Here is an 18,504-nt window from a genome sequence, read left to right as displayed (position 1 = left end):
AATTATTGAATATATGAAGGAGTGTTGTCTGATGAAAATGCACGTCGCGATCAATGTACGAAATCTGGAGTCGTCCCTCGCGTTCTACAAGAAATTGTTCGATGCCGAACCAACGAAAGTCAAAGAGAATTACGCGAAATTCGAGCTCGACGAGCCCGCGCTTCATTTCTCGCTGAACGTTCGGCCTTTCGACGGCAAAGGCGCACTGAACCACCTTGGATTTCAAGTCGGCCGCACCGAGGACGTGCTGGCGGCGAAGGAGCGGCTCCGGCAAGCGGGGCTGGTTTCTTTCGACGAGATGGACACGACCTGCTGTTACGCCGTCCAAGACAAGATCTGGGTGACCGATCCCGAGGGTAACGCATGGGAAGTGTTCTACACCCATAGAGACAGCGAATTCGAGGCGGCGGAAGAGCGAGCGATGCCTGCGGTATGCTGCGCCACAGCCTCTGCCAAGCCGGTCGTGGAACAGGATCCACCAGCGGCGACCTCATGCTGCTGAATCCAAAAACAAGGGGCCCGCGCGAATGCGGACCCCTTGTTTTTTCGGTTGCTCTTCCTGCGATTACAGCTTTACGATCCGGCCCGTCGCCTGCGATTCGAACGCGGCCAGAATGACGGCCAACGACTTCTTGCCTTCCTCGCCGGAGATGCTCGGAGGCGTCTGCGTCGCGATCGAGCGGACGAACGCGTCGATGACGCCGCTCGGCACTTGCTTCTCGTTCGTGGCCATGGCGCCGACGACATACGTCTCCACGCTGCCGTCGCGAAGCTCCACGATCACCTCGTCGCCGTTCACGGTTCCGATTTTCATGACGCCGTTCTCGCACCAGAGCACGGTGCTGTTGTCGCCGCCTCTGTATTGCGTCCAGCTTGCCGTCAAGGTGCCGATCGCGCCGCTCTTCATGCGGAGGAGGCACGTCGCGTTATCGTCGACGTCCGTGCCCTCTTTATGGATCGTGCCGACGAAGCCGGCCACTTCCGCCACTTCGTCGTTCAGAAGGTATCGGATAAAGTCGGATTTATGCACGCCGAGGTCGCCCATGGCGCCCATCGCCGCTTCTTCCTTCCGGAAAAACCAGCTGCCGCGGCCGTCTACGCTCCACCCTTCCGGTCCCGGGTGGCCGAAGGCGGTGCGGAACGTCAACACCTTGCCGAGCTTGCCGGAGTCGAGCAGCTCCTTCGCCTTCGCGTGCGGAGGCATGAGTCGCTGATTGTGGCCGACCATCAGGTAGACGTTGTTGCTGCGAGCGGCGTCGATCATCTGCTGCGCTTCCTCCAGCGTCGTCGCCATCGGCTTCTCGACCAATACATGCGCTCCCGCGTTCGCGGCCGCGATGGACATCGGCGCATGGAGGGCGTTCGGCGTACATACGCTGACGGCGTCGACCTTCTCGTTCTTCAGCAGCTCTTCGTAGCTGGCGTACGCTTTGCCCCCGTACTGCTCGGCCATCTTCTGCGCGCGCTCGAGAACCGGGTCGGCGAACGCGACCAATTCCGCGTCGGGATTGGAGGCGTACTCGGGAATGTGTCGGCGCTGCGCGATCGCGCCGCAGCCGAATACGGCGACTTTGATTTTGCTCATTATAGAATGCCTCCTACTTCATCGTTTTTGCATATGTGCCAATGCGAAAAAAGCCAATCGTTTGCATCGTACACGAAAACCGGCCGGAAGAAAATTAACGATTTCCTTAGGAGATGAACTATCTGGCTATATTGTGGGCGGGAGGTTGGCGGATGTAAGATCGCGGGGGGCTGGGAATGGAGCGGATTCGCGCGTTTAGCCGGTATTTTCCGCCTAAAGCGCCTAGATAAGCGCAGAAGTGCGCTTTAGGCGGAAAAGTCCGCCTAAAGCACGAGATAAGCTCAGTTTTGCGCTTATAGCCGGAAAATTCCGCCAAAAGCGCCGAGATAAGCGCGAATTCGCGCAGCCGGAAGAAGGCGGTCGAGGGTTTCCACGAGTGGCCTTCTTGGAGCAGAACGCCCCGCGGTCGTCCACTAGGCTCGGTAAGCCTCGCATTATTATTTCTGAAACTCCACGCCTTGCGCGGACAGCCGTTCGTGCAGCGCCGGGATGGAGATGCCGGCGACCGAGGAGCCGGTTTCGACGGCCAGCGAAGCGGCGTTGCCCGCCGCTTGGCCGAGGGCGTAGCACGTCGCCTGCACGCGCATCGACGACATGGCGACGTGCGTGGCGGAAATGCAGCGCCCGGCGACGATCAGCCCTTCGACGCCGACCGGGACCATGCAGCGGTAGGGGATGTCGTAGCCGCTCACATGGCGTTCGTCCGTACTGGCTCCCCCCGTCGGGTTGTGGATGTCGATTTCGTAATTCGTCTGCGCCACGACGTCGTCGAATCGGCGTCCGCCCGTCACGTCCTCCTCCGTCAGCGTATACAGCCCGACGATTTGGTTCGTTTCCCGAACGCCGACCTGTCCGGCGACATGGGACAAAATATAATTTTCGAAACCGTTGCGCTGCAGGTAGTTCGCGACGGAGAACGCCTGCCGCAGCGATTCCTTCTCCGCGAAGTTGACGTCTCGAATCTTCGCTCCGTTCCCCCGCACGCGCGTCATATTGACGAGCAGCGTGCCGTCCCCGGTCTTCTCCCAATACAAGCGTCGGCCCTGCGGCAGCTCCGATACGTCCTCGTAGCGGTAGCCGTCCTCCGGCAAGTACTGGCGCGCCGGCTTCCCCGTATCCTGCATCATGAACATGAGGGTCATCGGCTGCGTCAGACCGTCCTCGTCGCGCCCCGAACGCAGCGGCACGCCGGCTTCGGCCGCTACGCGCGAATCGCCCGTGCAATCGATGAAGACGGCGCCTTCGAACGCCTTGAGGCCTTCCCGCGTATTGGCGACGACGCCCGTGACGCGGTCGCCCTGCTTGATCGCGGCGACGACGCTCGTGTGGTAGTAGACGTCGACGCCTTCCTTTTCCAGCTTACCGTTCAAATAGTGGCGCAGTTCGAAGGGCGAATATTGCGGCCAGATGGACACATGGTGCGTATCCGGCAGCGCCTCGGGAAGAAACTCCGCGATGAACTCCCGGTAGATGCCCGTCACATTGCCGATGCCCATAAAGACGCTTACGTTTCCGAGCGTTCCCATGCCGCCCAATTGAGCGGAATGCTCCAAAAGTATGGTTTTCCGGCCGTTCCTAGCGGCGCTTACGGCCGCCGCGGTGCCGGCCGGCCCGCCGCCGATGACGACGACCTCCGCCGTATCGTACACAGGTACGGTTGTATTTAACGTGACTTCTCGATTCGACATATCCATTCTCCCTCCCGCAGGAACGATGTTTAGCCCCATCATAATCAAATTTGCAGCTACAAAATAGTTTCATTTTAGTTACAATTAAAGAGGGAGGCGGGTCTTGTGCCGAGTAAAAAAGCGGTGACGCTGCGAACGATCGCCGACGAACTGAACTTAACGATTCATACCGTCTCGAAGGCGCTCCGGGGACTGCCGGGCATGTCGGAGACGACGCGTCGAACGGTGGTGGAACGGGCGCGGGAACTAGGGTATCGGACGAAGGAGCAGGAGGCGGGCATGACCGCGGAACGGATTCCTTCGGTGCGGGCCAGACCGCGGCGCTTCGCGATGCTGATGAGCGGAGATCTGCCGTTCCATCGTCAGCAGACGGACGGGGTACAGACGCGGTTGGCCGAGCTGGGGCATACGTTATACCCGTTGGTCGTGCCGAGCGGGTTGGGCGAACCGGCGGAGCTGGAGGCGTGGCTCGAGAAGATCGGGGCGGAGTTCACGGACGGCTTGTTTCTGTCCGCGGTGCTGCCCGAACGGCTGGAGGCGGCGCTGCTTCGGAACCCTCTGCCCAAGGTGCTGATTAATTACCCTTCCGATCTGGCGGAGGTGGACAGCGTCGTATGGGATGTAGAGTATGCGGTTCACCGCTCCATGGAGGCGATCTATGCGAACGGACATCGGAACGTGTTGTACGTCGGGGAGATCGAGCCGTTCCGCGGCTTCCGTCTTCGGTGGAGGGCGTTCGCCATCGCCTTGAAGCGGGCGGGCGTCGAGCGGGCGCCCGATCCCGACGAGCATGTCACGAGCGATTCCGGGGATCGCGTCGAGTGGATGGAGAAGCTGCGGTCCCGGTTAAGCTCCGGGCGGTACACGGCTGTATTTTGCGCGATTCCCGGCACGGCGGAGTGGGCGTATGCGGCCGCCGCTTCCCTCGGCCTCGACATTCCCGGGGCGGTCTCCCTCGTCGGCATGGAGCACGAGGAGCATCCCTATCTGCCCGATCTGGCGCGGCCGGCGTTGTTCGTGAAAGAAGCCGGGGAGAGGGCGGCGGAGCTGATGCTGCGCCGCATCGCGAATCCGACGCTGCCTTACGAGCATGTCCGGCTGAAAGGTCCGTTCCTCGAAGGGCGAACCCTCCGCCGTCTATAATTTTCGACATCCGTCGTTGTCCCGGCCCGTGCCTCTAAGGTATGGGCTTTCGATGTTCCTGAAGCCTAACTATCCGGAAAAGGGCCTCGAATGACGCTACTCACCTAGAGCACTCCTGCGGAATTGTCATAAGTTGCTTGCAGGAGGTGTTTTCCATGGCGATGCATATGCAACCGTCCCGGCTGTGCAGGAGATTCGCTCAAATTTTAAATGCGACTCCTTCCGTAATTAACGGGGTTTGCACCGCGACCAGGTCCCGAACGAACATCAAACCGAAGGTGCTGCGAAGGAACGCGCAGTCGTTCATGTTCGTCCCGCAGGCGTATTCCTTCGAGAAGTTGGATCGGCAAGGCCGCGCGTTATGTTTGGGGGAGACGGTCATTCTGCAGTCGGAGCTGAATCCGTTCATCTCCAGCCTGCGCAGACAAGGGATCAAGGTGACGGCGACGCACAACCACTGGTTGTTCGATTCGCCGCGGCTCATGTACATTCACTTCGAGTCCATCGACAAGCCGCTCGATTTCGCAAGGAAAGTCCGCAACAGCAATCGTCTGCTCACATCGCGGATCGTCCGCGGGTAACGGCAACGGAAGGAGGGATGCACATGGTACTCTCGTTCGAACAAACATGCGAACGATTCGGGAAGATTCTCGGGGGCATGCATACGACGCAGGGCAAGGTTTGCACCGTCATGAAATCCAGAACCAACATTCAACCGATCGTGCTGGGGAGGCGAGCCAAATCGTTCTTGCTTCTTCCGCAGATGTTCAGCTTCGAATCGATGACGAAGGACGGACGGGCGCTCTGCAGCGGCGAGACGGTCATCCTGCAGTCCGAAATCAATCGATTCACGAGCAGGCTGCGCCGACACGGCATTATCGTCACCGCCATCCATAACCACTGGCTCTTCGATAACCCTCGGTTGATGTACATGCATTGGGAAAAGGTCGACAACCCGCTCGCGTTCGCTCGCAGCACGAAGGATGCGCTCGGCGTATTGACGACCAGGGTCGTCCGGCCGAGAGCAAAAGCGCGTTAGGTCCTGCAACGGGAGAGGCTGCCGCATGAGGCAGCCTCTTATTGCCCAGTCTTGCCTAATTCCCCCGAAGTCGACGATCAATACGGCTTCCAGCGTAATTGCCGGGCTTGATCGTACCGTCGTTCGACGTCTTTCCAATTCACGACATTCCACCAAGCTTCGATGTACGTTTTGCGATCGTTATGGTATTTCAGATAGTATGCGTGCTCCCATACGTCGAGGACAAGCAGCGGAACGACGTCCCATTGGGAGAGGTTTTGGTGCTTCTCCGCTTGAAGAATTTCCAGCCGGTGCGAACGGGGGGACCAGACGAGGATCGCCCAACCGACGCCTTCCGCCTTCTCCGCGGCTGCCGAGAAGTGCGCCTTAAATTCGTCGAAGCCGCCGAAATCCGCATCGATCCGCCCTCGGAGGCCGCCCCCGACGGACGGCTCCCCGCCGCCTTTCGGAGACATATTGTTCCAGAAAATGGTGTGAAGGTAATGCCCGGCTCCGTGAAACGCGGCTTCCCGCTCCCAATGGAGAATGAGGTCGTAGTCCCCCGTCCTTCGAGCCTCTTCCATCTTTTTCTCCGCCCGGTTTAATCCGTCCACGTAAGCTTGGTGATGTTTGTCGTGATGGAGTCGCATCGTCCGTTCGTCGATATACGGCTCCAATGCGTCGTAATCGTACGGGAGAGGAGGCAACGCGTGCCCCCCGATAGGCACCGGATTCGGCGCGATCGGCGCGCCTTGCGACGAACCATGCCCGGACGGATGCGCGTCGGGAAAATGGCTGAAACCCTCGTTCAGTAAGTATGCCTCCTGCAGCAATGAATTCACGGCCGCAGGCGGGATCGAAGGCGGGTACGTGTTCAACATGCTTTTCGCCTTTTGCTCCAGCAGCCGCAGCTTGCCGAGCCACTGTTCCAACTCTCGGCTCCGATCGTCGGACAACGCCGCCGTCGACCGCATACCAGAAACATATTCGCCGCCTCTCGCGCACCAGTTCGCGAGGCTCCGGCACGTTCGAACCGGATCGTACCGGGTATACCCATCCGCATTCCTCAACTTTGTTCCGCTCCCCTCATCCTTCTGAAATACCCTATGCGGGTATTCGCCCGGAGGTTAACGAATCAATTCGATGAACGCGCTTGCCGCGCGGGAAAGCGGCATGTTCCGCATCGTCATGATGCCTACGTGGGACGGGGGGATCGGCACGTCGAGACGGACTTCGAACAGAGACCCTTCCTCCAGCTCCTTCGATACGAACTCCCGCGTTACATACGAAATCCCGAGCCCCCTCCGGGCGAACTCGATGAGCAGGTCGACGCTGCCGACCTCGATCTCCGGCTTGATCGAGTACCCATAGTGCTGGAACAACTCCGTAATCGCCATGCGCGCGCGGCTGTTCCGCGAAAACAGGATGATCGAATGCCGCAGCAGCTCCTGTAAGGACAGCGTCTTGCCTCTTAATTCGGCGTACCGCGCTCCCGCCACGAAGCAATCCTGCAATTGAAAGCTTTCCTTCACTTCCAGCTGAGGCTCGACGATCGGCATGCGGACGACCCCCAAGTCGATCCGGCCTTCCTTCAAGAACGTGATGACCTCCGGCGTCGTCCCGTGGTTCAGGTGCAGCTTCACGCCGGGATGCTGCTCGTGGAATTGTTCCAGGTGCGGAAGCAAATAGTGCTTGAACAGCGAGTCGCTCCCGCCGATGCGCAGTTCGCCGCTCTCCAAATTTTTCAACGCGGCCATCTTCTCCTCGGCCAACGCGATAAGAATATGCGACTGCTCGATATACGAATAGAGCACGCTTCCCTCTTGCGTCAGCTCGACCCCCTGCGACGTGCGGGTAAACAATGCGACGCCGAAGCTTTGCTCCAGCTGCTTAATGGCATGGCTCACGCTCGGCTGCGTCAGGAACAGCGCCTTGGCGGCTTGGGACAAGCTCCCCGTCTTAGCCGCCCAATAAAACACCTTGTACAGCTCGTGATTGATCGCCATAGATGTAGTCTATATCTCCTCTGAAATATATTCATTACTTGTATATCCGGTAATTGTATTATAGTAGAACCACAACAATGAAACTAGCGGTCTGGAGGGGGATGCAAGATGGAACCGACGACGATGATTTTGTTCGGGGCGACAGGCGATTTGGCCAAACGGAAAATATATCCGGCCCTCTATAATTTGTTCTTGGGCGGCAAGCTGCCGCACGGATTTTCCGTGTTCGGGTTAGGCCGGAGAGAATGGTCGGACGAAGTCTTTCGTTCGAACGTCGAGCAAGCCGTCCGACAGTTTTCCAGACGCAAGCCGAAGGATATCGATCAGGGTCTTACCGATTTCTTGGGGATGTTCCGGTACAACGTGCTGGAAATCGACCGCGAGAGCGACTACCGGGAGCTGCTGAGCGTCGTCGAACGCAGGGAAGCGGCGCTGCGCCTTCCGCCGAACCGATTGTTTTATTTGTCCGTCGGCCCCGAGCACTTCGAGACGATCGCGCTCAACGTTCGATCCAGCGGACTCGGCTCCGCGAGCGGGTGGAAGCGGCTCGTGATCGAGAAGCCGTTCGGTCATGACCTGCAATCGGCGCGGGATCTGAATCGGGTATTGAACCATGCGTTCGCCGAAGAAGAAATTTACCGCATCGATCACTATCTCGGCAAGCCGGTCGTACAGCAGCTGAAGGCGCTTCAGCAGGCCAATCCGGTGCTCCAGGCGTTATGGTCTCACCGCTACATCGCCAACGTGCAAATATCGGCCGGCGAAGCGGACGGCGTCGGCTTGCGCGCCGGATACTACGATCATATCGGCGCGCTGCGGGACATGTTCCAAAACCATCTGCTGCAGCTGTTGATGACGGCCGCGATCCAGCTGTCGCAGGACAGCGGTCCGGAAGAGGTCCGGTGGAAGAAGAGGAATGTAATGGAAGCGGTGGATTTGCTCCAGAAGGAAGACGTTCGCGCTCGCGTCGTCCGCGGTCAATACGCGGCGGGCCGCGTCGGCGGCCAGGACGTCGTCGGGTATACGCGGGAGCCGGGCATCGCGCCGGACTCTCGGACGGAAACGTTCGTAGCCGCCCGGCTTCACATCGACAACAACGCTTGGCGGGGCGTTCCGTTCTACCTGCGTACGGGGAAGCGGATGAAAGACAAGTCGACTAGAATCGTGGTCGAGTTTAAGGAGCCGCTTCGACCGAAGTCCGAGGGCGGCGTCGCGCCGAACCTGCTGATCATCGAGATCGGGCCGAACGAAGGCATCTCGCTTCAGTTCAATGCGACGGAGCACGGCCCGAGCGGGGGCTTCAAGCCGGTTCGGATCGAGCTGCATCGGAACCCCGAAGATTCGCCGGAGTCGTACGAGAATTTGATCGGCGACGCTCTCGAGGGGGACGCGACGTACTTCGCGCATTGGGACGAAATCGAGTTGTCTTGGCGATGGGTTCAACCGGTGCTGGACGCATTCGAGGAGGAGCTCGTTCCGCTGCATTACTACGAGGCAGGCTCGTGCGGACCCGATGCATCCGACGCGCTGCTCGCCGCGGACGGAAACTTCTGGTGGCTGGACGACAGAGAGGAACGAACATCCGAAACGAAAGAAGGAGAACGCTATGCCTCATACGCAAACTAGTAACCGACTCGCGGTCGATACGATCCGCACGCTGTCGATCGATGCGGTCAATGCCGCGAATTCCGGTCACCCGGGGCTGCCGATGGGAGCGGCGCCGATGGCGTTCGCGCTCTGGTCCGACCATCTGAATCATCACCCGGGAAATAGTAAGTGGTTTAACCGGGATCGATTCGTCTTGTCGGCGGGACATGGCTCCGCGCTCTTGTACAGCCTCTTGCACCTATCGGGCTACCGCGTGTCGATCGAGGACTTGAAGGCGTTCCGCAAGCTGAACAGCCGGACGCCGGGACATCCCGAATACGGGCACACGGACGGTGTCGAGGCGACGACGGGTCCGCTGGGGCAAGGCGTCGCGATGGCCGTCGGGATGGCGATGGCCGAAGCGCATCTCGCCGCGAAGTACAATCGAGACGGATTCCCGGTCGTCGATCATTATACGTACGCGCTTGTCGGAGACGGCTGCTTGATGGAAGGCATCTCGTACGAAGCGATGTCGATGGCGGGACATATGAAGCTTGGGAAATTAATCGTGCTTTACGATTCCAACGATATCTCGCTGGACGGCGCGCTGAACCTAAGCTTCGGCGAAGACGTTCGGAAACGGGCGGAATCCGCGAACTGGCACTACTTGCGCGTGGAAGACGGCAACGATACGGAAGCGATCTCGGCGGCGATCGGGGAGGCGAAGCGGAACGATTCGCAGCCGACGATCATCGAGGTGCGCACGATCATCGGGTACGGCAGCAAGGCGCAGGGCACGAACAAGGTGCACGGCAATCCGCTGGGCAAGGAAGAAGCGAAGGCGACTAAGGAAACGTACGGCTGGGCATACGAAGAAGAGTTTACGGTACCGGAGGAAGTCCGAGCGTATTTCGAACGGCTGAAGGAGGAGGGAGCGGCCAAGGAGCAAGCGTGGAACCGGCTGTTCGCCGACTATACGGCGAAGTTTCCCGCGGAGAGCCGCGAGCTCGCCGAGGCGATCGAGGGCAGCGCGTCCATTGCGGCCTCGGACATTCTTACGTTCGACGTTTCGAAGGCGATCTCGACCCGGATCGCCAGCGGGGAAGCGATCAATCATTACTTGAACATCGTTCCGTCTCTCTTCGGCGGCAGCGCGGACCTGTCGCATTCGACGATGACGGACATGAAGGGCGAGCGCCCGTACGCGGTCGAATCCTATGCCGGACGCAACGTCTACTTCGGCGTGCGCGAGCATGCGATGGGCGCCGCGGGCAACGGGATGGCGCTGCACGGAGGCGTTAAGCCGTTCGTCAGCACGTTCTTCGTCTTCAGCGACTACTTGCGCCCGTCCATCCGATTGGCCGCGCTGCAGAAGCTGCCAGTCATCTACGTGTTCACCCATGATTCCATTGCGGTCGGGGAGGACGGCCCGACGCACGAGCCGGTGGAGCATCTGGCCGCGCTGCGCACGATCCCGGGCTTGACGGTCATTCGTCCGTCCGACGCCAACGAGACGGCCAGCGCCTGGGCGTATGCGCTCGAGCGGAAGGAAGGACCGGTCGCGCTCATTTTGAGCAGACAAAACTTGCCCGTATTCGGAGCGACGAGAGGAAATCGCGAGTTCGTCGAGAGGGGCGGCTACGTACTGACGGAGACGAACGAAAGGCCGGAGCTCATCCTGATCGCGACCGGCTCGGAAGTGTCCTTGGCCGTCGGCGCGAAGGCGGAGCTCGAGAAGGAAGGCGTCTCCGTCCGCGTCGTGGCCATGCCGTGCCGGGAGCTGTTCGATCGGCAATCGGCGGACTACAGGCGCAGCGTTCTTCCCGATGCGGTCGAGAAGCGCGTTACGATCGAAGCCGGCATCTCCCTCGGGTGGGAGAAGTACGCGGGAACCGCCGGCGCCGTGTTATCGATCGATACGTTCGGCGCTTCGGGACCCGGCGGGGCGGTAATGGAAGCCTTCGGCTTCTCCGTCGACAATGTCGTTCGCATCGCGAAATCCCTATAAAGCAGAGCAGGCACGCCGCCGGCGTGCCTGCTTTTTTTCAGATTCGATGGATCGGTTCGATCTTGATAAGCGCCCTTCCGTTCGCGTCCGGCGCCGGATCGGGGACCGACAGCTTCCACCCGGCGGAAAGCATCGATTCCACCCGTCGGGTTTCCTCCGCCGACAGCGGAACGACGACCGCTTCGCCGCCCGGCTCGAGCACGAGCTCGGCGTCTCGGCGGAGCGCGACGGCGATCCAGCTATGGATGCCGCGAAGCGTGTTGTACTTCACGCGGTAGCCGTGCCGAATCGCGTCCTCGAGCGCATCGGCGTGCTCTCGAGCGTACGCGACGAGGTCCGCGTAGTCGAACTGAAATTTGCTTTCGTCCTTGGGCAGATCGCCTTCCCGGACTTTCCGAATGAGTTCTTCGTTCGACCAACCGTAAGATTTCAGCGATTCCAGCAAGAGCGCATGCCATTGCGGCAGCTTAGTTTCCGGGTGAAGCGGTTCGTTCATCGTCTTACACTCCTTGTTCGATTCGTAGGTTGCGTCGGATAAGAAGAGACTGCCTTCGCCGCAGTGTCATGGCGTAAGGCAGCCTCCTTTTTCGTCGTTGGGCTTATTTGCCGGCTTTGTATGCGTTCAAGAACTCTTTCACTTTCGCCGGATCGGCGGTAAGCTCCAGCCCCGTCTTCACCATCGGGCTGAGCGTCGACACGGCCTTGAATTTATTGCCGTTATAGAATGCGAGAATCTCATCCTGATTGATGGAGTAGAGGACGGCTTTACGCAAATCGGCGCTTTCCGCGACCGGACGGTTCGCCGTGTTGAACAGCAAATACGATACGGCGTTGCTCGGGATCGTCTGCAGGAACAGCTTGCTGTCGCCGCGGACGACGTCGTATTTCGTCTCGGACACGCCGTAGTACAGATGGATTTCGCCGCTGCGGAGCGCGGACAGGGAGCTGTCTGCGTCTTTAATGAAGCGGACGTTGATATTGTTGATTTTCGGTTCGTGCTTCGTGCCCTTCATGTAAGCAGGGTTTTTATAGAAGACCGCTTCGTAATCGTTCTTGTACGACAGGATGTACGGGCCGCTCGTATACAACGTGTTGTTGTACTTATCGCCTTCGGTCACGGTGTTCTGGTCGCCGTACGGAATGTCTTTGTTCACGTCGAACGTCGCGACGTCGTATGTGTTGATGCTCTCGACTTGCTTCTTCGATACGATGCCCGCGGATTGGTGCGCCAAGTAGTTCAACACTTGCGGGAAAGGTTTCGTCGTCGTTACTTTCACGACTTGGTATTTGCCGGACTTGCTGTCGGATTGCGTCTTATCGGAGACGAGCTCGGCGATGTTCGCCGGGAGACCTTGCTCCAGCGCGGCTTTCACGCTTTGATCGCTGCCGGAAACCTTCGTCGCTTCCAACGCCGCTACGTCCGTGACGAGCTCGGCGCTTTGGATATGCTCGTGAAGCGTGTACGTCCGGTGGTCCGGTACGGAATCTTTGTTATGCGCGCGCTCGAGCGAGAAGATGACGTCGTCGGCGCCGACGCGCTCGCCCGTATCCACGGCCAGCTTATCCTTGATCGCCGCGAAGTTGATGTCGTCTCTCAAGATGAAATAGTAGTCCGAGTTGCCTTCGGCGATCGCGTGATTGAAGGACAAGGAGCCTTCCGACGTGATCTTGTCGTCGTCCGTCAGGTTGACGAGACGCACGTACTGGTTCGTGTTGATAATGTTGATGGATCCGTCGTTTCCTTTGATCGGATCGAGGGACGTCAACGTCGGCATCGTCGATTGCAGCAGGAGCGCATCCGTGCCGTTCTTCGCAGCGTCCTTGAAGCTGATTTCTTCCCAAGGGAGCGAACGGGACTTGGAAATGCGAACGGTGTCCTTGTTCAGGACGTCCTGATTGAACGCTTGCGCCTTCAAGGAATTGTATAACGGCGCGATATAGGCCTTCTCGAACACGAGCTGCTGCTCGAATTGCTTGTACGTCTCGATATACTGATCCGGCGTCTGGTTCGAAGCCGAATCGATGAGCGCGTCGATCTCCGCATCCGCGAGGATGCTGTAGTCGCCGCCGGTCTTGAACAAGGAGCGAACCGCGTAATCCGGGTTGCCGGTAACCGTCGTCCAGCCGGACAACGCGATGTCGAAGTTGCCGGCGTCTTGCTGCGACTTGAAGCTGCCGTAGTCCGGCTGGATGTTCAGCTTGACGTTGAAGCCGTTCTTCGCGAGCTGGTCGCGCACGATGTTCAGATCGGCTTCGTTCGAGCTCATGCCGAGAAGCTCGATATCGACGGGAGTGCCGTCGACGACGGCTTCCGTCTCTTGCGCGGGCTCGGGCGTCTCCGTCGCCTCGTCTTTGGTGGTGACGTTGCAGGCGCCAAGCACGATCGTTAAGCTGAGCAGCAATAACGCGGAAAACTTGCCTTTGGTTCTCATTGCCTTCTCCTCCAATGGGAAAAATATATTTTATTTAAACTCACATTCAATCATCGAACCTCATGTTTGGTAACGTAGAAGCGATGGAATATGAATGAGGTTTCGAATGTGTAAAACCGGACGGCTAGTCCAGCTTCGGATCGAGCGCGTCGCGCAAACCGTCGCCGAGAAAATTAAACGACAGCACGAGCAATATGATCGCGAGCCCCGGGTAGACGGCTGTAAACGCGTGCGTCTCGAGATAGGCGCTGCCGAGCTTCAAAATGTTGCCCCATTCCGGAATATGCGGCTCGACGCCGAGTCCCAGATAGCTTAAGCTGCTGGTCGAGATGACCGCGGTGCCGATCGTCAGCGTCGACTTCACGATCATCGGGGCGATCGAATTGGGCAAAATATGCTTGAAGAGAATCGTCAAATCGCCGACGCCGAACGCCCGCGCCGCCTGAACGTATTCCAGCGTCGAGACGAGCAGCACGTTCGCCCGCATCGTCCGGGCATACGTCGGGATCGCGCCGACGCTAAGGGCCAAAATGAGATTGACGGTGCTGGCGCCGAACGCCGCGATGATGGCGATGGCCAAAAGAATGCCGGGAATCGCGTATAAAATATCGAGCGCCCGCATGATGACGTTGTCCGTATGGCGGCCGTAGTATCCCGAGACGGCGCCGAGCAGCCCTCCGATCACGAGAGGGATGAGCGTGGAGGCGAGTCCCACCGCGAGCGAGATCCTCGCGCCGAAGACGATGCGCGAGAACAAGTCTCTGCCGAAATTGTCGGTGCCGAACGGATACGCCAAGCTGACCGGCTGCAGAATGTTCCCGTAGTCGTTCTCGACCGCCAGGCCGTAATCGAACGTGAGATAGCTTGTGATCGACATCGTCAGCAGAAACAGGATGAACAACAGCCCCAGCATCGATGTCGAGCTGCGAGACAGCCGATCGACGACTTCTCCCAGCTTCGATCCGGAGGAGAAGCCCTCGTCCCGAAGCCGCGCGAGCAACAGAAGCCCGAGGAATAGCGCGAACAAGTTGCCGGACGCGGCCGTCAGGATCAGTACGACGGCGACGATGCCCATCCAGCGGGGAAGCGAGGCAGGGCCTCCGAATTTCGCCACGAGCAGCAAGGCGACGAGTTGAATCGCGGCCGAGACGATCAGGAGAAACATCCCCAACAGGAACGTGTTGGCCACGTACGGCTTGAATAGGTTGAGCGCCGTCACGGCGAAGACGAGCAAGGTCGTCAGCAGCGTATATACGGCAAGCGTGTAAACCGCGGTTTTCTCGCGCTTCGCCAATTGGAACGCGGCGGCGGCGACGAAGACGTTGCCCGAGAGAAGGCTCAGCATAAGCGCGTACGCAAGCGAACGGGTCGCCTTCGAAATGGCGCCGGACCGAATCAGATCGCGCCGGATGAGTCCCCATACGGCAAGCTGCAGACCGCCGAATAAGAAGTAAGCGGCGCTCGCGGCGAGCGCGACCGGCCGGAACGTTCCGTCCTCGAAGCGATAGGCGTTCAGAAGGAAGAGGAGCGCCAACGCCAAGCTGACGACGCCGGCGAAGCTCGCTTGACCGTATTCGGCGCTCGACTTCAGCTTGAACCGGATTTCATGCGTGGTTAGTGTAGTCGGAATCACGGCAGCACCTGCTTTAGTATTGTTTCATCTTGGATCGAATTCTAGGATCGAAGAAGGCGTACAGCAAATCGACGAGTACGTTCACGACCGAAATCGTGATCGCGGTATAGACGACGCCCCCCATAATGGCGGGGATGTCGGGGATGAACTGCTTATCCACGATATAACTACCGATGCCGCTAATGTTGAACACCTTCTCCGTGACGGCGGCGCCCCCCAGCATGCCTCCGAATTGGAGCCCGATGACGGTCACGATCGGAATGAGCGCGTTGCCCACGGCGTGCTTCCATAACACGCTGCGGTTCGAAAGCCCCTTCGCTTTGGCGGTGATAATGTAATCCTCGTGAATGACTTCGAGCGTCGACGAACGCGTCATCCGCGCGACGGCCGCCGTCAGCCCCGTGCCGAGAACGACAATCGGCATGATCGCCGACAGCCAGTTCGTCGGATTGTACGTCGCCGGCAGCCAGTGCAGCTTGATCGAGAAATTCAAAATGAAGATCAAGCCTTGCCAGAAGTTCGGAATCGACAGTCCGAGCAGCGCGATGAACATGAACGTATAGTCGAAGAACGAATTCGGGCGCGTCGCGGAGACGATGCCGATCGGCAGCGCGATCAAGATCGCGATGAGCGTCGAGATCGCCGTCAGCGTTACCGTCACCGGAAATTTGTTGGCGATCGACGCGGTCACGTTCTCGTTCCCGGCGAAGGAGTTGCCGAGGTCGAACGTCAGGATGCCCTTGATCGTATTCCACAATTGCACGAGATACGGTTGATCCAACCCGTAGATGCGATTGAAGTTGGCGATCTGTTCGGCCGTCGCGGTTTCCCCTAAGATGTTGGCCGCCGGATTCATCGGGGAAATGTAGAGAATCGTGAAGACGAGGAACGATACCCCGAAAATGACGAATACGGCCATCATCAGACGTTCGGCGACATACTTCAAATACGCGTTGGCGTAGATTCCCATCAGGAGATACATCGGCAAGCCGAGCGCCAGCGAGACCGCGAAGAAAGCGGGATGCCGGAGCAGCAGGCGGAACGTCTCGTCCAGCCCCGCCTCGTTCATGCCGTCTTCCGCTTGCCGCAGCTCTAAGCGTTCCCGCACCGCGGCATCGAATTTCTTGGACGCGATCCGTTCGGCTTCGCGGCGGAGGCGTTCCGCGTCCGCGGCTTGACCGAAGAAGCGGTGCTTCCTGCGCAGCTGCTCCCCGGCTTCCTCGAATAAAGTTTCCCGCAAGCCGGATTGCAGCAGCAGGGCTCTGGTTTCCGAAGCGCGACGAGCGTATTCGGATTTGGACCTGCGAAGCAGGTGCATCGCGTACACAAGGACCGTGACCGGCGCTCCCGATAACAAGAGGAGCAGGCGATAGGTCGGGTGAAGTAACATTTTGCGGTATATGGCGGACAAGCGGTCCGCATATCCGGTTCCGGCGGAATTGGCGTACCCAATCAAGCGAGTCGGCTCCTTGCTACTATAGAATGAATTAATTTGTATTATTCCGATAGGTTTAGTATACTTTAATTTGAGACATTTGAAAAGTCAAGCGTTCTCTATGAAACGGGTTTCTTAGAAAAAGTTTCTCGTAAACTATTAAACACCGTTATATTATATCATTAAGTATTATATCAGGTCAGGTGAATCCATGGACACTTTATTAAAAGTAGACGGATTATCCGTTTCATTCTTCGCGCGCGACGCCGAAGTCCAAGCCGTTCGGAACGTCAGCTTCGAGGTCGGGAGAGGGGAGACGCTCGGCATCGTCGGGGAATCCGGCAGCGGCAAGAGCGTCACCGCAAGAACGATCATGCGGCTGCTTCCTTCGCCTCCCTCCATGGTGAAGAGCGGCGAGGTTTGGTTTCAAGGAAAGAACCTCCTCGAGAAGAGCGATGCGGAGATGGAGGATATTCGCGGCCGGGAGATCGGGATGATCTTCCAGGATCCGATGTCGTCCCTCAATCCGACGATGCGGATCGGCCGGCAAATCGAAGAGAGCTTGATCAAGCACCAGAAGTTGAACGCTTCGGAAGCTCGTCGGGAAGCGATAGAGATGTTAAAGCTGGTCGGCATATCGAATCCCGAGGCGCGATACGCCCAATATCCGCATGAATTTTCCGGGGGAATGCGGCAGCGGGTCATGATCGCGATCGCTCTGGCTTGCCGTCCGGCGCTGCTCATCGCCGACGAGCCGACGACTTCGCTCGACGTCACGATCCAAGCGCAAATTTTGCACCAGATGAAGGAGATTCAACGCCGGCTCGGCACTTCCATCGTCTTAATTACGCATGATCTGGGCGTCGTCGCGGGCATGTGCGACCGCGTCGTCGTCATGAAGGACGGCGAAGTCGTCGAGACGGGCGCGACCGAGCGAATCTTCGCCGACCCGCAGGATCCGTATACGGTGAAGCTGCTGAACGCCCTGCCGCGGCTCGACGAGAAGAAGAAGCCGAAGCTCCAGCCGGCGTATGTCAAAAGCGAAGACGACGTGCCGCTGCTGCAGGTCCGCTCGTTGCGACAACACTTCGACCTCGGCAAGGGGCAGATCGTTAAGGCGGTCGACGGGGTCAGCTTCGACCTTCGGGCGGGAGAGACGTTAGGCGTCGTCGGCGAATCGGGGAGCGGCAAGTCGACGACCGGGCGGACGATTCTGCGCTTGCACGAAGCGACCGGCGGCGAGGTGCTGTTCAAGGGCATCCCGCTGCAGCAGCTGAACCGCGCCGAGATGAAGAAGATGCGGCGCCATATGGGCATGATTTTCCAAGATCCGTACTCCTCTCTCAATCCTAGACTTCGCGTCGCCGACATTATCGGCGAAGCGCTCGACGTGCACGGCATAGCGCTCGGCAAGCGGGAGCGGATGCGGCGCGTGGCGGAATTGCTGGAGATGGTCGGCTTGAACGAGTCGCATGCGATGCGCTATCCGCACGAGTTCTCCGGCGGGCAGCGGCAGCGGATCGGCATCGCGCGAACGTTGGCCGTCGAACCCGAGTTGATCGTGTGCGACGAGCCGCTGTCGGCGCTCGACGTGTCGATCCAAGCGCAGATCGTAAAACTGCTGGAGGAACTGCAGCAACGGCTCGGGCTGACGTATTTGTTCATCGCCCACGACCTGTCGATGGTCAAGCATATTAGCGACCGCGTGGCGGTCATGTATAAGGGGAAGATCGTCGAGCTGGCGGAGAGCGAGGAGTTGTATTCGAATCCGATCCATGCCTATACGAAATCGCTGCTCGCGGCGATTCCGGTTCCCGACCCCGGCGTCGAATCGCGGAAGCAATTCGCGCCTCAGCATGAAGCGATGCGGGCGGATCCGTACGGACTCGGGCGCTCCTCCTTCGTCGAATGGTCGAAAGGTCATTGGGTAGCGGTAGCGAACGACTGAAGCTTGACGCATAAGCCCGAA

The 18,504-nt window shown here is 59.0% G+C and carries 13 protein-coding genes and 1 pseudogene; 6 read left to right on the top strand and 8 right to left on the bottom strand.

Annotation, left to right across the window (positions count from 1 at the left end; all coding sequences use genetic code 11):
* Positions 1-28 precede the first annotated feature (28 nt).
* Complete coding sequence (locus RIN49_RS16200; RefSeq protein WP_375295259.1) at positions 29-502, top strand: ArsI/CadI family heavy metal resistance metalloenzyme; 474 nt, start codon at positions 29-31, stop codon at positions 500-502.
* 63 nt (positions 503-565) lie between these two features.
* On the opposite strand, the gene RIN49_RS16195 is transcribed toward RIN49_RS16200, so the two are convergent.
* Positions 566-1,585, bottom strand: a complete 1,020-nt coding sequence (locus tag RIN49_RS16195; protein ID WP_309121208.1) for a Gfo/Idh/MocA family protein — start codon at positions 1,583-1,585, stop codon at positions 566-568.
* Positions 1,586-2,022: 437 nt separating this feature from the next.
* Positions 2,023-3,273, bottom strand: coding sequence for an FAD-dependent oxidoreductase (locus tag RIN49_RS16190; protein WP_309121207.1), 1,251 nt, complete (start codon positions 3,271-3,273; stop codon positions 2,023-2,025).
* Between the two features lie 105 nt (positions 3,274-3,378).
* Here RIN49_RS16190 and RIN49_RS16185 point away from each other — a divergent pair, with 105 nt between their 5' ends.
* Positions 3,379-4,416 (top strand): LacI family DNA-binding transcriptional regulator, encoded by a 1,038-nt coding sequence (locus RIN49_RS16185; protein ID WP_309121206.1) that lies wholly within the window; start codon positions 3,379-3,381, stop codon positions 4,414-4,416.
* A gap of 155 nt (positions 4,417-4,571) precedes the next feature.
* Positions 4,572-5,455: pseudogene (locus RIN49_RS28830) on the top strand (DUF1259 domain-containing protein).
* Between the two features lie 77 nt (positions 5,456-5,532).
* On the opposite strand, the gene RIN49_RS16170 reads toward RIN49_RS28830, so the two are convergent.
* Together RIN49_RS16170 and RIN49_RS16165 are read right to left on the bottom strand one after the other, a co-directional pair.
* Positions 5,533-6,504 (bottom strand): superoxide dismutase, encoded by a 972-nt coding sequence (locus RIN49_RS16170; RefSeq protein ID WP_309121203.1) that lies wholly within the window; start codon positions 6,502-6,504, stop codon positions 5,533-5,535.
* Between the two features lie 57 nt (positions 6,505-6,561).
* Positions 6,562-7,440, bottom strand: a complete 879-nt coding sequence (locus RIN49_RS16165) for a LysR family transcriptional regulator (protein WP_309121202.1) — start codon at positions 7,438-7,440, stop codon at positions 6,562-6,564.
* A gap of 108 nt (positions 7,441-7,548) precedes the next feature.
* Between RIN49_RS16165 and zwf the strand changes: the two genes are divergently transcribed.
* Both zwf and tkt read left to right on the top strand, forming a co-directional pair.
* The gene (zwf, locus tag RIN49_RS16160; RefSeq protein ID WP_309121201.1) at positions 7,549-9,066 is read left to right on the top strand and encodes a glucose-6-phosphate dehydrogenase; all 1,518 of its coding nucleotides are present in this window, start codon (positions 7,549-7,551) and stop codon (positions 9,064-9,066) included.
* Complete coding sequence (tkt, locus tag RIN49_RS16155) at positions 9,047-11,035, top strand: transketolase (RefSeq protein ID WP_309121200.1); 1,989 nt, start codon at positions 9,047-9,049, stop codon at positions 11,033-11,035. Before zwf ends, tkt begins: the two co-directional genes overlap by 20 nt.
* Positions 11,036-11,072: 37 nt before the next feature.
* On the opposite strand, the gene RIN49_RS16150 is transcribed toward tkt, so the two are convergent.
* The 4 genes from RIN49_RS16150 to RIN49_RS16135 form a co-directional block, all read right to left on the bottom strand.
* The gene (locus tag RIN49_RS16150; protein WP_309121199.1) at positions 11,073-11,531 is read right to left on the bottom strand and encodes a hypothetical protein; all 459 of its coding nucleotides are present in this window, start codon (positions 11,529-11,531) and stop codon (positions 11,073-11,075) included.
* A 103-nt stretch (positions 11,532-11,634) separates the two neighbouring features.
* On the bottom strand, positions 11,635-13,467 hold the full coding sequence (locus RIN49_RS16145; RefSeq protein ID WP_309121198.1) for an ABC transporter substrate-binding protein: 1,833 nt from the start codon (positions 13,465-13,467) through the stop codon (positions 11,635-11,637).
* Positions 13,468-13,591: 124 nt separating this feature from the next.
* Positions 13,592-15,100 (bottom strand): ABC transporter permease, encoded by a 1,509-nt coding sequence (locus RIN49_RS16140; RefSeq protein WP_309121197.1) that lies wholly within the window; start codon positions 15,098-15,100, stop codon positions 13,592-13,594.
* Between the two features lie 13 nt (positions 15,101-15,113).
* Entirely contained in the window at positions 15,114-16,490 is a 1,377-nt protein-coding gene (locus RIN49_RS16135) for an ABC transporter permease (protein WP_309121259.1), read from the bottom strand.
* Between the two features lie 256 nt (positions 16,491-16,746).
* On the opposite strand from RIN49_RS16135, the gene RIN49_RS16130 reads away from it, so the two are divergent.
* Positions 16,747-18,483 carry an ABC transporter ATP-binding protein gene (locus RIN49_RS16130; protein WP_309121196.1) on the top strand — a complete coding sequence of 579 codons (1,737 nt, stop codon included), beginning with the start codon at positions 16,747-16,749 and terminating at the stop codon, positions 18,481-18,483.
* Positions 18,484-18,504: the final 21 nt, after the last annotated feature.

It is taken from the genome of Paenibacillus sp. (assembly GCF_031177825.1).
In the GTDB taxonomy this organism is placed as follows: Bacteria; Bacillota; Bacilli; order Paenibacillales; family YIM-B00363; genus Paenibacillus_AE.
This window is presented reverse-complemented; position numbering and strand designations above follow the sequence as displayed.